This is a genomic window from Streptomyces sp. P9-2B-2, assembly GCF_030406865.1.
GTDB lineage: Bacteria > Actinomycetota > Actinomycetes > Streptomycetales > Streptomycetaceae > Streptomyces > Streptomyces platensis.
In genome coordinates this window covers 1677342-1692422 of sequence record NZ_CP129126.1, presented here as the reverse complement: position 1 = coordinate 1692422, position 15081 = coordinate 1677342, and the positions used below count along the sequence as shown (strand labels likewise).

Genomic DNA, 15081 nt, shown 5'->3' with positions numbered 1-15081 from the left:
CGAATGTTTCCGTTGTCTTTTGCCCAGCGCCGGCTGTGGTTTCTCTACCGCTTCACCGGCCCGTCAGCCACCTACAACGTTCCCGTGGTGTTGCGGTTGCGGGGCAGGCTCGACGTCGAGGCGCTCAGGGAGGCGGTACGGGACGTCGTGCGCAGGCACGATTGCCTGCGCACGCTGATCGGCGAGGACGAGCACGGCGTCGCCTTCCAGCAAGTGCTGCCGGCCGGCGACGTGGCGCTGGACTTACCTCTGGTGCCCGTGCGGCCGGACGGAGAGACCGCCGCCATCGACGAGGTCACCCAGCGCCCCTTCGACCTGGGCACCGAGATCCCTGTGCGGGCGCGCGTGCTGCGCCGCTCGGACCAGGAGCATGTGCTCGCGCTGGTGATCCACCACATCGCTGCCGACGGCGGCTCGGTCGCGCCGTTCATCCGGGATCTCACCGCCGCGTACACGGCACGGCTGACCGGAGGCGCGCCGGACTGGACGCCGCTTCCGGTGCGATACGTGGACTACACGCTGTGGCAACGAGAGCTGCTCGGCGAGGAGTCCGATGACGACAGCGTGCTGGCCAGGCAGGTCAGGTACTGGCGGCAGGAGCTGGCGGACGTGCCGCAGCCGCTGCCGCTCCCGGTGGATCGGCCGCGCCCCGCGACGGCGGGATACCGGGGCGACGTCGTCGACTTCACCGTCGAGCCGGAGCTGTTCGCCGGGATCGAGGAGCTGGCCCGCGGCCGCGGGGTGACCGTGTCGATGGTGTTGCAGGCCGCGTTGGCGGTTCTGTTGCACCGCCTCGGTGGCGGGGACGACGTCACGATCGGTTCGCCGATCGCGGGCCGCACGGACGAGGCCCTGGCCGACATGGTCGGGTTCTTCGTCAACACCTGGGTTCTGCGGGTGGGCCTGGCTGGGAATCCGTCGTTCGAGCGGGTTCTGAAGCAGGTGCGGGACAAGGCACTGGCCGCGTACGAGAACCAGGACGCCCCCTTCGAGCGGCTGGTCGAACTGCTCAACCCGGACCGCTCGCTGGCCTACCACCCCTTCTTCCAGGTGATGTTTGCCTGGCAGAACTTCGCCCGGCTGGACCTGGATCTGCCGGACCTGCAGGTCACGGCCGAGCCCGTGCCGACCACCACCGCGAAATTCGACCTGTTCTTCAACTTCGCCCCCGACGCGACAGGGCGGGGCGTATACGGCGTGATCGAGTACGCCACCGATCTGTTCGACCGGGGCACCGTCGAGCGGATAGCCGAGCGGCTGCGGAGCGTACTGCGTCAGCTGGTGTCCGCCCCCGGCCGCGACATCGGCTCCGTCGACGTCCTCGCACCCGGCGAAGAGAAACGGCTTCTGTGCGAGCTCAACGACACGGGGGTGCCGATACCGGAAAAGTCGATCCACGGACGGTTCGAGCGGCAGGCGGCCGCGACCCCAGACGCCATCGCGCTGGTGGCCGACGAGCGCACGCTGACCTTTCGGGAACTCAACCGGCTCGCCGACACCTTCGCGGGCAACCTCGTCCGCCGCGGTGTGGGGCCGGAGTCCCTGGTGGCGGTCGCCCTGAAGCGGTCACCGGACCTCGTGGTCAGCATGCTGGCAGTGCTCAAGGCCGGCGGCGCCTACCTCCCGGTCGACCCCGGCCATCCGGCGGAGCGGGTGGCGTTCATGCTGCGCGACGCGGGTCCCACGATCGTCATCATCGACGGGGAGTTCACCCTGCCAGACGGCCTGCCCAGCGTGCTGGTCGACGAGTTGCACACGGCCGTGGACGAGGCGCCGCACAAGTTGGAACACGGCGACCTCCTCGCGTACGTCATGTACACCTCGGGGTCGACCGGCGTGCCCAAAGGCATCGCGGTGACGCATCGCGACGTGGTGAGCCTGGCCGCGGACCAGCGGTGGCGCGGCGGCGCCCACACGTGCGTGCTGCTGCACTCTCCGCACTCGTTCGACGCCTCCACCTACGAACTGTGGGTGCCCCTGCTCGGCGGCGGCCGCGTGGTGATCAGCCTTCCGGAGGACCTTCACGCCGGCACGCTGGCCGCACTGGTGACCGATCGGCAGCTCACCGCGCTGTGGCTGACCGCCGGGCTGTTCACGGTGATCGTCGAACAGGACCCGGCGTGCCTGGCCGGGCTGCGCGAGGTCTGGGTGGGCGGCGACGCGGTCTCCCCGGCCGCGGTGCCGCGCGTTCTCGAAGCGTGCCCGGGGCTGGTGGTGGTCAACGGATACGGCCCCACCGAGACGACCGTGTTCGCCACCTGCCATCCGGTCTCGTCTGCACCGCTGGGCGCGGAGGTGCCGATCGGCCGGCCGATGGACAACATGCGGGTGTTCGTCCTGGACGAGGGGCTGCGGCCGGTTCCGCCCGGTGTGGTGGGCGAGTTGTATGTGGCCGGTGCCGGTCTGGCGCGCGGATATCTGGGGCGGCCGGGCCTGACCGCCGAGAGATTCGTGGCGTGCCCATTCGGGAGCCCGGGCGAGCGAATGTACCGGACCGGGGATCTCGTGGCGTGGACTCCCGCGGGGGAGCTGTCGTTCCGGGGCCGCGCGGACACGCAGGTCAAGGTCCGTGGGTTCCGCATCGAGCCTGGGGAGGTTGAAGCCGTCCTGACCGAACACCCGGCCGTGGCGCAGACGGTCGTGGTCTCCCGCGAGGACCACGAGGGCGACCAGCGCCTGGTGGCCTATGTTGTGCCGGATGTGACCGGGTCCGGCTCCGCCGCCGATGAACAGGTCGGGGAGTGGCAGCAGGTTTACGAGCGCATGTACGCCGCCGGAGACGGGGGCTTGGGCGAGGACTTCTCCGGCTGGAACTCAAGCTATACCGGAAAGCCCATTCCCCTCGCAGAGATGCGGGAGTGGCGGGACGCCGCCGTCGAGCGGATCCTGTGCTGGTCCCCGCGCCGGGTGCTTGAGCTGGGCACCGGCTCGGGGCTGCTGCTGGCCCACGTCGCCCCGCACGTCGAGGAGTACTGGGGCACGGACTTCTCCGCCGCCGCGGTCGATCGGCTGCGCGGCCAGGTGAGCACGATGGGGTGGGCGGACCGGGTACACCTGCGCCACCAGGCCGCGGACGACGTCTCGGGCCTGCCGACGGAACGGTTCGACACGGTCGTACTGAATTCGGTGGTGCAGTATTTCCCGGATGCGGACTACCTCGACCGGGTGCTGTGTCACGCGATGGAGCTGCTGGCCCCAGGAGGCCGGGTCGTCATCGGCGATGTGCGGTATGCGGGCTCGCTGAGCCGGCTGCACCACGCCGTACAGCAGGCGCGGTACCCCGGCGCCGCCGCGAGTGCCCTGCGGGCCACGGTCGAGCACGCGGTGTTCGTGGAGAAGGAACTGGTGCTCGACCCGGAATGGTTCACGCGGTGGGGCGAGCGCACCGGCGCGGCTGCCGTCGACATCCGGCTGAAGTCCGGCACCGCCCACAACGAACTGACCCGGCACCGCTACGAAGTGGTCCTGCATAAGGCACCGGCGGATCCGGTGCTCCTTGGTGAGCTGCCGACGCTCGTGTGGGGCACCCAGGTCGCCGACCTCGCAGGCGTGGGACAGCGGTGCCACTTCGAGGAAGACACCCCGGTACGCATCGCGGGCATCCCGAACGCCCGCCTGATCGGCGAGACCGAACCGGCCACCGACGGGGTCGCCGGCATCGACCCCCAGGAGTTCCAGGACTGGGCCGCCGCACGGGGCTGGGGCTCGCTGGTGACCTGGTCCCGTGCGGCCGACCGGTTCGACGCCGTCGTGTGGCCGGGAGGCCCCGCACCCGGGCGGGTGTTCTCCGGCGGCTGTCTCCCGGACGGCCATACCGTCCGGGCGCTGTCGAACGACCCGGCCGGAGTGCGTGAAGTCGGCTCCCTCCTCGCGGCCCTGCACGGGTACGCGCGCGAGCGGCTGCCCGACTACATGGTGCCGTCGGCTGTCATGGCCATCGGCCAGATTCCGCTGACACCGAGCGGCAAGCTGGACCGGCGGTCGCTACCCGCCCCGGACTACGCGGGCGCGTCGGACGGGAGGGTGCCCCGGACACCGCAGGAGGAGATCCTGGCGGGCCTGTTCGCCGAGGTGCTGGGGCTCGATCACGTCGGAGTCGACGACGACTTCTTCGTGATGGGCGGCCATTCCCTGCTGGCCACGCGGCTGGTCGGCCGGATCCGCGCCGAACTGGGCGTCGAGGTGCCGGTGCGGGACGTGTTCGAGACGAGCACGGTCGCCGGGCTGGCCGCGAACCTGGCCGCGGGGCCGGACGCGCGGCAGCCCCTGGTGCGGCAGGCGCGTCCCGAGCGGGTGCCGCTGTCATTCGCACAACAGCGGATGTGGTTCCTGCACCGGCTTGAAGGGCCGTCCACCAGCTATAACATGCCCACCATGCTGCGGCTGCGCGGCGCGCTAGACGTGGCAGCGCTACGGACGGCGATCCTCGACCTGGTCGTGCGGCACGAGAGCCTGCGCACGCTGATCGCCGAGGATGATGACGGCACGCCGTACCAGCGGATCATCCCGGCCGACGAGGTGCCGCTGGACGTGCCGGTCGAGCCGGTCACGCCTGCAAGTCTCCTTGACGCCATGCTGGCCGCAGCCGGGCACCGGTTCGACCTCGCCACCGAAATGCCCTTGCGGGCCACGGTGTTCCGCTGTTCCGAGGGCGACCACGTCCTCGCGCTCGTGCTCCACCACATCGCCGGTGACGGAGGCTCGGCGGTGCCCCTGGTCAACGACCTCGCGGCGGCCTACACCGCTCGCCGGGACGGACAGGCGCCACCGTGGAGCCCGCTGCCCGTGCAGTACGCGGACTTCGCCATCTGGCAGCGGGCGATGCTGGGCCAGGAGTCCGAGGACGGCAGTCTAATGGCCGCCCAAGTCGGCTACTGGCAGAGGGAACTGGCAGGAATACCGCAGCCGCTGCCGCTGCCGCTGGACCGTCCGCGCCCGGCCATGGGAGCCCGCCGCGCGGACCAGATCGAATTCGCGGTTGGGACGGACCTGCTCGCCGGTGTAGAAGAGCTGGCGCGCGGCCGGAGCGTGACGGTCTCGATGGTGCTGCAGGCTGCACTGGCGACCCTGCTGCACCGGCTGGGCAGCGGCGACGACATCACGATCGGTTCGCCGATCGCGGGCCGTACGGACGAGGCGTTGACCGATCTGGTCGGGTTCTTCGTCAACAGCTGGGTGCTGCGGGTGGGGCTGGCCGACGACCCGACGTTCGAGCAGGTACTCGACCAGATAAGGGGCAAGGCGCTGGCCGCATACGACAACCAGGAAGCGCCCTTCGACCGCCTGGTCGAGCTGCTGAACCCCGACCGCTCCGCCGCCTACCATCCGCTCTTCCAGGTCGTCCTCGCCTGGCAGAACAACCCGCGGGCCGAGCTGCGCCTGCCCGGCCTCTCGGTCGACGTCGAACCGGTCCCCGGCACCGCCACCGCGAAGTTCGACCTGTCCTTCCTCCTCAGCCCCGACGCGCGGGGCGGTGCGCTCGGCCTCGTCGAGTACGACACCGACCTCTTCGACCGCGACACCGTCGCCAAGACTGTCGATCGACTGCTCCACGTTCTCCAGCAGGTCATCACCGACCCGACCCGCCACGTCGGCACGATCGACGTGCTCGAACCCGGTGAACTACAGCGGTATGTCCATGAATTGAACGACACCGCCGTGCCGGTATCCGGCGTCACGATTCCGGCACTGTTCGCTCAGCAGGTGGACGACGCCGCCCCGGACGCGGTCGCGGTGACGGCGGGCGGGGTGTCCCTGACCTACCGTGAGCTCGATGCCCGGGCCGACCAGGTGGCCGCTGAGTTGGTCCGGCGGGGTGTCGCCGCTGAGTCCGTGGTGGCCGTGGCCCTGCCGCGGTCGCTGGAACTGATCGTCGCCCTGCTGGCGGTGGTGAAGGCCGGCGCCGCCTACCTGCCGATCGACCCCGACTACCCGGCCGAGCGGCAGGCGTTCATGCTGCGCGACGCGCGGCCGCTGTTCGTCGTGTCCAATGCCGAGTTCGCCGCCCGGCCGGCCCAGGATGACTGCCCGCGCGTGGTGTTCGACGACCTTGCCGCGGCAACCAGTGCGCCCGGCCAGCGGGTGGACCGCGTCGACCACGGTGACCGGCTCGCTTACATGCTGTACACCTCGGGATCCACCGGGCTGCCCAAGGGCACCGGGATCACCCACCGGGGCGTGGTGCAGCTCGCGGCGGACACGTGCTGGCGGCGCTCGGCGGACGAGAGCGTACTGCTGCGCTCTCCGCACACCTTCGATGCGATGACCTGGGAGCTGTGGCCGACGCTGCTGCGGGGCGCCCGCGTAGTGGTGGCACCGCCCGGCGATATCGACGACGCGGCTGTCTTCGCGTCTTTTGTGGCCGAGCAGCGGATCACCACGACCTTGTTGATCACCTCGGTGTTCAACCACCTGGTCGACCAGGACCCGGCGTGCCTGGCCGGGCTGCGCGAGGTGTGGATCGGCGGGGAACGGCTTTCGCCCGGGGCGGTCGAGCGTGCCGCGAAGAGCTGTCCGGACACGACGTTTGTGAACGCCTACGGACCGACCGAGGTCACCGTCTGCTCAAGTGTGCACAAGCTGTCGCCGGAGCCGCTGGGCGCGGAGGTGCCGATCGGCCGGCCGATGGACAACATGCGGGTGTTCGTCCTGGACGAGGGGCTGCGGCCGGTTCCGCCTGGTGTGGTGGGCGAGTTGTACGTCGCCGGCACACGTCTGGCGCGGGGCTATCCGGGCCGGGCCGGCCTGACTGCCGGGAGGTTCGTGCCGTGCCCGTTCGGCGGGCCGGGCGAACGGATGTACCGGACCGGGGATCTCGTGGCGTGGACTCCCGCGGGGGAGTTGGTGTTCCGGGGCCGTGCGGACGGTCAGGTGAAGGTCCGTGGGTTCCGGATCGAGCCGGGTGAGGTGGAAGCGGCGCTGACGGCGCATCCGGCGGTGACGCAGGCGGCTGTGATCGCCCGCGAGGTCCGGGACACCGGGACGCACCTGGTCGCCTATGTGGTGGCCACCGAGCCCGACCCCGACGACCTGCGGAAGTACCTGGCGGGCACGCTGCCGAACTTCATGGTGCCCTCAGCGGTCGTGCTCCTTGACCGACTGCCGCTGACGCCCAACCGGAAGCTGGACCGCGCGGCCCTGCCCGAGCCGGTTTTCGCGGGCGCGGAGTACCGGGCGCCGCGGACACCCGATGAAGAAGCGCTGGCCGGGCTGTTCGGCGAGGTGCTCGGGGTGGACCGGGTCGGCATCGACGATGACTTCTTCTCCTTGGGCGGCCACTCGCTGCTGGTCACCCGTCTGGTCAGCCGGATCGCCGCGGTCATGGGGGTGTCGGTGCCGGTCCGGGCGGTCTTCCAGCACTCGGTCGTGGCCGACCTCGCCCTGTGGCTGCGGTCCGTCACCGCGTCGGACACACCCGAGGAACCGTTCGCCGTGGTGCTGCCGATCAAGACCGAGGGGCGCCGGCCACCGCTGTGGATGATCCACCCGGGGGGCGGGCTGTGCTGGGCGTACATGGGTTTCGTCAACCACCTGCCTGACCGGCAGCTCTATGGTCTTCAGGCGCGCGAGTACGACCGGACGCGGCCGCGGGCGCGGTCCGTCGAGGAGATGGTCGACGGCTATCTGGAACACATGGCCAAGGTCCAGCCCGATGGCCCGTACTTCCTGCTGGGCTGGTCCAGCGGCGGCACCCTCGCGCACGCGATGGCCGTCGAACTGCGGCGGCGCGGGCACGAGGTGGGCCTGCTGGCGATGCTGGACAGCGCTGCCTCCGGCGGTCGCGGGGCCGACAGTGCCTTCGACGAGAACGATATTCTCGAAGACGCCAGGACTCAGGAACTGGTGCGTGACTTCCTGGGCAGCACGATGGACGAGGTCGATGTCCGGTCGCTCTTCAGGACCATGGCCAGCGTCACCGTCGAGCACTCGGCGCTCCTCGACGCCTTCACCACCCCCGTGTTCGACGGCGACCTCCTGTTCTTCACCGCGACGGTGCACAACCAAGGCTTCGCCACCCAATGGGAGCCGTACGTGCGCAAAATCCATGAGCACGAGATCCCCTGCGAGCACCGCGACATGTCCCGGCCCCAGCACGCGGCCGCGATCTGCGCGGTGATCGACCGTGTGCTCACCGACATCCAGAACCCATTGTGAGGGGAACTTCTGTGCAAACTTCCGAGTCCAGCAGCTATGACGTGGTGGGGCTGGGGTTCGGCCCGGCCAACCTGGCCCTGGCCATTGCGCTGGAAGAGCACCAACACCCGGTGAATGCCGCCTTCTTCGAGCGCCAGACCACGCTCGGCTGGCACCGCAACATGCTCCTCCCCTCCGCCAAGATGCAGGTCTCCTTCATGAAGGACCTCGCGACGTTCCGCAATCCCACCTCGCGGTTCAGCTTCGTGTCCTACCTGCACGCCAAGGAGAGACTGGCACGGTTCGTGAACAGGCAGGATTTCTTCCCCACACGACAGGAGTTTCACGACTACCTGGAGTGGGCGGAGTCGGCGTTCACGGACCGAGTCACCTATGGTGCGGAGGCGGTCGGGGTCCGGCTGCCACCGCGTGCCGACCCGGCCGACCCAGTCGACCACGTGTACGTCGATGTGCGCGAGGGGGGCAGGGGCGGCGCAGTATCGACCGTCGCCGCCCGCAACGTGGTCATCTCAACGGGCCTGGTCCCGCGGATGCCCGTCGGCATCGAACGCGACCAACGGGTATGGCACAGCGCGGAGTTCCTCGGCCGGTTCGGCGCCTGCGACCGTGCGGCGCTGAAGCGGGTCGCCGTCGTCGGCGCGGGCCAGAGCGCCGCTGAGGTCGTCCGCTTCCTCTACGACACACTGCCCGGCGCAACCGTGTACGCGATCTTGCCCTCGTACGGCTACTCGATCGCCGAGAACACCCCGTTCGCCAACGAGGTCTTCGACGCGTCCGCCGTCGACGACTTCCACGGCGGATCGCAGCGGGCCAAGGACGCGATCTGGCGCTATCACCGCAACACCAACTACTCCGTGGTGGACGACGAGGTGATCAATGACCTCTACAAGCGTGCGTACGACGACGAAGTCAGCGGCGACCGCAGGCTGGAGTTCATCAACCTTTCCAGGGTGACCGGGGTCAAGGAGGTCGCCGGCGGGACCCAGGTCAGCGTCCATTCGCTGGTGAGCGACCAGGCCGCCGAGTTCACGGTGGACCTGGTGGTCTGTGCCACCGGGTACGACACGATGGCGCCGGGCGACCTGCTCGGCGATCTCGACGACTACTGTGCCCGCGACGAGGACGGCAGGTACGTTGTCGAGCGCGACTACCGGCTGGTGACGTCCGCCCCGGTGCACTGCGGCATCTATCTGCAGGGAGGCACCGAGCACACCCATGGGCTCTCGTCCTCGCTGCTGTCCAACGTGGCCGTTCGCGGCGGCGAGATCGCCGATTCCATCGTTGGGCGAATGCTGCACGACACCGTCTCCGCAACCAACGGGCCTGCCGCGCCGAGCGGCTGCTCGTAACCCGGCATCACGTTTTCAGCGAACGAAATCGAACCAAAGGGAGAGAACAGTTATGAGCACCAACCCCTTCGACAACGAGGACGGCGAGTTCTTCGTCCTGGTCAACGACGAGGACCAGCACTCGCTGTGGCCGACCTTCGCCGAGGTGCCCTCAGGGTGGCGGGTGGTCCTGGGGCCCGAGAGCCGTCAGCGGTGCCTTGATCACATTGAGGAGAACTGGACGGACATGCGGCCGAGAAGCCTGCGCGAGGCGATGGCCGCTGACACGGCCGCGTCCTAGCGTGACGGAACTCCGGGAGGGTGCGCCGCGGCGCACCCTCCCGGAGCCTTTCGAGTGGGATTCCTTGGGGACCTCGGACTCGGCTATTCCTTGGCCTCCAGGCCGGCCTGTGGAACGGGAGCCACGGGTGTGAGGCTCGGGCGCTGCAGCCGAGCCGTGGCGAATCTGCGGACGGTTGGTGACTCAATCAAGGTGAAAAGCACGTGAGCGAGAAGCAGGGAGACCACAAACGCGACGAGCAGGATCCCGGCACGAGCGGACGGTGACGGATCGCCGCTTGCGACGAACCACGTATGCGCGTACGTCATGATCAACCCGTGCACCATGTAAAAGGCGAAGGACAGTTCGCCGAGCCGTACCAGTGTCTTTCCTCGGAAGCGCGAGGTCATTCCGTGTCGGTCGGCGTCAGCGGCGGCTGCCACCAGGGGGGTGAGCCAAAGCGCTGCCATGCCGCCAACGCTGTACAGGTAGGGGAGATTGGAGTTGACCGCGTAGCCCCCGGCGGCAATCAGTAATGCGGGCAGCATGGCCAGCCGTGGCCAGGCGCCCTCGCGCATCAGCCGCGCGGTCACCATGCCCAGGACGAACTCAATTGCCCTGACAGGCGGGAAGAAGTACACGAACCAGATCTGTTCGAAGGTGAGCGAGCTGCCCGCGATTGGCGGCAGGGGAGCGCCGCCGATCATGTACTGCGCGATCACCGGCGCCAGCACGGTAAACGCGGCCAGCGATCCGGCCAGTGCCCAGAGCATCCGCACCGACACTCGGTTCAGTACCCATAGCAGTGCCGGGAAGCACAAGTAGAAGAATAGTTCGCAAGATAGCGACCAGCTGATGGGGTTCATGGCGGTCGGAACCGTCATGTCGGGAATCCACGCCTGGATGAGGAAAAGGCTCGCGAAGGTGTCCAGAAAGGCGAACGGCTGCGCCGCGATGAGCATCAGCACCGCTGCCAGCGCAAACGTTGCGACATGGTTGGGGAAGATTTTTACGAGCCGGCGTCGCCAGAGGCGTGGCGCGGTGTCGTTCGGTCGTGCCGACCAGGTCAACACGAAGCCACTGAGTACGAAGAAAAAGGTGACACCGAAGGAACCAGAATTGGCGAAGATTTTCCCCAGCACCTCCCCGGCGGAGCCACTGATGTACTTGCCCTGCCACGTGGCGTGGAAGGCGAATACTAGCAGCGCCGCGATGAATCGTAATCCGGTCAGGGAAGGCAATCTGGCGGCGTTGGAATTTCTTGGTGAGCTCGGCATTAGTGTAGACCTCCGGTTCTGAGGGCCCCGGCCCCGCTGATGGGGCCAGGATTGGCCCCACGGGACTGACTGTGATGCATTGCGCGGGCATAAAGACGTTCTTCGCGTCACTTGCAACACGCATCACTGCGCAATCCTGCCATTCGACTCCATCAATTGGGAATGGCGTCGAGCATGGTCAACCTGCACCTTTCCGGTGGTGGCGATTTCCTTGGCTTTTCCGGCAAGTGATGGCAGTCACGCCACGGTTCCGATACGGACCGCCTTGTCCTTAGATTTTCCCTTCCGTGCAACTGATTCGGAAACCGTCCTGTCGCCAGGACAAGCGCGTCAAGCCGGCCGTTCCCTGGGTCCGCGTCCCGCTGGCCGCCCTCGGCGGGTAGGCGCAGCCAAGTGGCGCCATGGCGCCAAAAGGGTGGCGCCATCAGTCTTGACGTGGCGCCATCGGATCCCCATGATTGGCGCCATGGACCTCACGCCATATATCGACAACCTCCGCAACGAACTCATGGCCGCCGCAGATTCGGACGCAGCCACGGCCCTGGCCGAACGACTGGCCGCCTCGGTTGCGGCGGCAACCCGGCTCACCATGCTCGAAGTGTTGTCGGCCGCGGCGGACGAGATCACCCGGGACCTGGATCCCGGTTCAGTGGAGGTCCGGCTGCGTGGGCGCAATCCGTATTTCGTGGTCACGGCCCCCGAGACCGATGAGGAGCTCGAAGGCGTCGACGTCACCGCGCCCCCGGACGGCACGGTGGCCGAGAAGCAGCCACCGGTCCCCAGTGGGCTGGAAGGCCCCGTCTCCCGGATCAACTTCCGGCCGCCGGAGCCGCTGAAGCAGCGCATCGAAGCTTCTGCCGCCGATGCGGGACTGTCTGTCAACGCCTGGCTGGTCAATGTGGCCACAGCTGCCGCGGTCGACACCCAGAGCCAACGGCGCGTGCGTCGTGATTCCGGACGTGGCAGGCGCTTCACCGGTTGGGTCGGCTGAACCAGGTCGACCACCCAGCAAAGCCAACATCCGACAGAAAGGGACCGCAGTGCCTACCTTCGCGACACCCGACCCCATCACGGTCGTCCTCGATGTCACCAGCGGTCAGGCGAGGATCGTCGCCAGTGACCGCGCGAACACCACCGTCCAGATCAATCCCGGCAACAAGGCCAGGACGTCCCACGCCAGGGCGGCTGAGCAATTCCACGTCGACTATTCCGACGGAAGGCTGGTAGTGAAGGCTCCGGAGTCGAGCGGGCTGAAGAGCATCATCGGGACGGAGGGCTCGGTCGATGTGACGATCGAGCTGCCGACCGGCTCCAGCCTGCAGGCTACAACGGCGGACGCAGAGATCCGCGCCGAGGGCCTGCTCGGCGAATGTCACGTTCAAACCGCGACGGGCCACGTCCAGCTCGACCGGACCGGCACGCTGCACGCGGAGACCGCGGATGGGCTGCTCACGGTTGAGCACGTGACCGGGCACGCTGCTGTCAACGTGGCGTCGGGCAATGTGCGGATCCGCGAGATCGACGGAACCGCCGCGATCGACAGCGCCAATGGCGACATCTGGGTCGGTGAAGCCACCCAGGACCTGGATGTCAGCACGGCGGACGGCAACATCACCGTCGATCGCGCCGGCGCGAACATCACGGCTCACACCTCCAACGGCAGCATCCGGCTCGGAGAGGTGACGCGAGGGCAGGCCGAGCTGCTGACCGCGACCGGACAGCTTGAAGTCGGTATCCGTGAGGGCTCCGTCGGCTGGATCGATGTGCGCAGCAAAACCGGAACCGTACGCAACTCCCTTGCCTCGCAAGACGATCCCGGCAAGTTTGACGAGAAGGTCAAAGTGCATGGTCGCACCCGTTCCGGCGACATCATCATCAGCCGCGCGCCACAGCACAGCCGGTCGTCACACGAGTAAGGCGCCACATCGTTGCCACCCCCTGTGATGGCGCCATATGGCGCCATTTGCCGGCGAGCCCCGCGCCACCTGCGACCGCGCCGCCGTGCCGGCACCGGCCGACGAGCACGACGCTTCCGCTTCAACTGCATATTTCACCAGCCTCAGTAATACGAAAGGAGAGGGAGTTGGCAACCATCCCTCCATCAGCGATTACCGCGCTCGGCTTACGAAAGTCGTACGGCGACAAGCTCGTTCTCAACGGCATCGACCTCGATGTGCCTTCCGGGCAGATCTGGTCGCTGCTCGGCCCGAACGGCGCGGGCAAGACCACTATGGTGCAGATTCTTTCCACGCTCATCCAGCCCGATGCCGGGACTGTGTACGTCGCTGGCCACGACCTGGCCAAAGCCCCCAACGCGGTGCGCCGGTCCATCGGCGTGACCGGACAGTTCGCCGCAGTGGACGAAATGCTCACCGGCGAGGAAAACCTTCTCCTGATGGGCGACCTCCACCATCTCGACCGCCAGGCGAGCCAACGCCGCGCCGCTGAACTCCTCAAGCAGTTCGACCTCGAAGACGCCGGCAAGAAAGTCGCCAGCACCTACTCCGGCGGTATGCGCCGCAAGCTCGACCTGGCGATGACCCTGGTCGGCAACCCGCGCATCATCTTCCTCGACGAGCCGACCACCGGCCTGGACCCCCGCAGCCGGCACATCATGTGGGAGATCATCCGCGGCCTGGTCGACAACGAGGGCGTCACCATCTTCCTGACCACGCAGTACCTCGAAGAGGCCGACGAACTCGCCGACCGGATCGCGGTGCTCGACCACGGCAAGCTGGTCGCCCAGGGCACACCCGACGAGCTCAAGAGCCTCGTTCCCGGCGGCCACATCCTGCTCACGTTCGGCGACCTCTCCGAACTCGACGCGGCCGTCCGTGTCCTGGGCGAGTCCGCCCGCGACGACCAGGCGCTCACGCTCCGGGTGCCCAGCGCCGGAGACCTGGGTTCGATGCGCAGCCTGCTCGACCAGCTCGACGCGGCCTCGGTCACGGCCAAGAACCTCTCCGTCCACACCCCAGACCTCGACGACGTCTTCCTCACCCTCACCGGCCGCCCCGCAGCGGAGAACGCAGAGAAGGAGACGGTCTGATGGCTTCGATGTCCTATGCCATGAGTGACTCGTGGACGATGGTGCGCCGTAACTTGCGGCACATCACCCGCTATCCCTCGATGCTGCTCGCCACCGTGGTGATCCCCGCGCTGATGTTCCTGCTTTTCGTCTTTGCCTTCGGTGGCGTGATGGGCAAGGGGCTGGTCGGCAAGGATGCGGGCACCGACTATGTGGACTACCTCTCCCCGGGGATTATCCTGCTGGCACTGGTCATGGCGGCCATGTCGACGTCCGTTGCGGTGGCCATGGACATGACCAAGGGGGTCATCAACCGGTTCCGCACCATGGCGATCGCCCGCACGTCCGTCCTCGTCGGGCGTGTCGTCGGCAGCGTGGTTCAGGCGCTGGCCAGCGTCGTCGTCATGCTTGCGGTCGCGCTGGCCGCCGGATTCCGGCCCTCAGCGGGCACCGGCGGGTGGCTCGCCGCACTCGGTCTGGTGGCGCTGCTCAGCTTCGCGCTCACCTGGATCGCGGTCGCCTTCGGTCTGGCCGCCAAGACCGTTGAAAGCGCGAGCAACACCCCGATGCTCCTTCAGCTCCTGCCGTTCCTGTCCAGTGCGTTCGTCCCGGCCGAATCGATGGCCTCGGGGCTGCGCTGGTTCTCCGAGTACCAGCCGTTCACGCCGATCGCCGAGACGCTCCGCGGTCTGTTCCTGGACCGGCCGATCGGTAACGACTGGATCATCGCGGTCGCCTGGTGCGTTGGTATCGCGTTGGTCGGCTACCTGTGGTCGGCGAAGCTGTTCAAGCGCGAACCCCGGACAACCTGACCGACCGGTTTCCGGTGAGCCGTCCGCTCGAGGAGCGGGCGTCTATCGGAGCGATACTCGAGCGTGTCACTCCCGGCCGAGCAGCCAATCCGTTGTCCTGGTGACAGGACAACGGATTGGCTGCAATCCAGACACCGGTAGCTGGCTCGGTCCGAACTCTGATGGCCTGCACATCACGCCCCCGAGATCACCCCATTCGGCC

The 15081-nt window shown here is 68.0% G+C and carries 8 protein-coding genes; 7 read left to right on the top strand and 1 reads right to left on the bottom strand.

What is annotated here, in order from left to right; genetic code table 11:
• Window positions 1-3: 3 nt before the first annotated feature.
• The 3 genes from QT196_RS07240 to QT196_RS07230 are packed head-to-tail and all read left to right on the top strand — an operon-like array spanning window position 4 to window position 9783.
• Complete coding sequence (locus QT196_RS07240) at window positions 4-8154, top strand: non-ribosomal peptide synthetase (protein ID WP_290354612.1); 8151 nt, start codon at window positions 4-6, stop codon at window positions 8152-8154.
• An 11-nt stretch (window positions 8155-8165) separates the two neighbouring features.
• The gene (locus QT196_RS07235) at window positions 8166-9503 is read left to right on the top strand and encodes a SidA/IucD/PvdA family monooxygenase (protein ID WP_290354611.1); all 1338 of its coding nucleotides are present in this window, start codon (window positions 8166-8168) and stop codon (window positions 9501-9503) included.
• A gap of 52 nt (window positions 9504-9555) precedes the next feature.
• Entirely contained in the window at window positions 9556-9783 is a 228-nt protein-coding gene (locus QT196_RS07230; protein WP_290354610.1) for an MbtH family protein, read from the top strand.
• 83 nt (window positions 9784-9866) lie between these two features.
• Here the strand turns inward: QT196_RS07230 and QT196_RS07225 are convergent, their stop codons facing one another.
• Window positions 9867-11003, bottom strand: a complete 1137-nt coding sequence (locus tag QT196_RS07225) for an acyltransferase (protein WP_290354609.1) — start codon at window positions 11001-11003, stop codon at window positions 9867-9869.
• Between the two features lie 502 nt (window positions 11004-11505).
• On the opposite strand from QT196_RS07225, the gene QT196_RS07220 reads away from it, so the two are divergent.
• From QT196_RS07220 to QT196_RS07205, 4 genes are all read left to right on the top strand, one after another.
• Window positions 11506-12030, top strand: coding sequence for a hypothetical protein (locus QT196_RS07220; RefSeq protein WP_290354608.1), 525 nt, complete (start codon window positions 11506-11508; stop codon window positions 12028-12030).
• A 49-nt stretch (window positions 12031-12079) separates the two neighbouring features.
• On the top strand, window positions 12080-12955 hold the full coding sequence (locus tag QT196_RS07215; RefSeq protein ID WP_290354607.1) for a DUF4097 family beta strand repeat-containing protein: 876 nt from the start codon (window positions 12080-12082) through the stop codon (window positions 12953-12955).
• A gap of 176 nt (window positions 12956-13131) precedes the next feature.
• Entirely contained in the window at window positions 13132-14088 is a 957-nt protein-coding gene (locus QT196_RS07210; RefSeq protein ID WP_290356620.1) for an ATP-binding cassette domain-containing protein, read from the top strand.
• Window positions 14088-14879, top strand: a complete 792-nt coding sequence (locus tag QT196_RS07205; RefSeq protein WP_290354605.1) for an ABC transporter permease — start codon at window positions 14088-14090, stop codon at window positions 14877-14879. Before QT196_RS07210 ends, QT196_RS07205 begins: the two co-directional genes overlap by 1 nt.
• Window positions 14880-15081 lie beyond the last annotated feature (202 nt).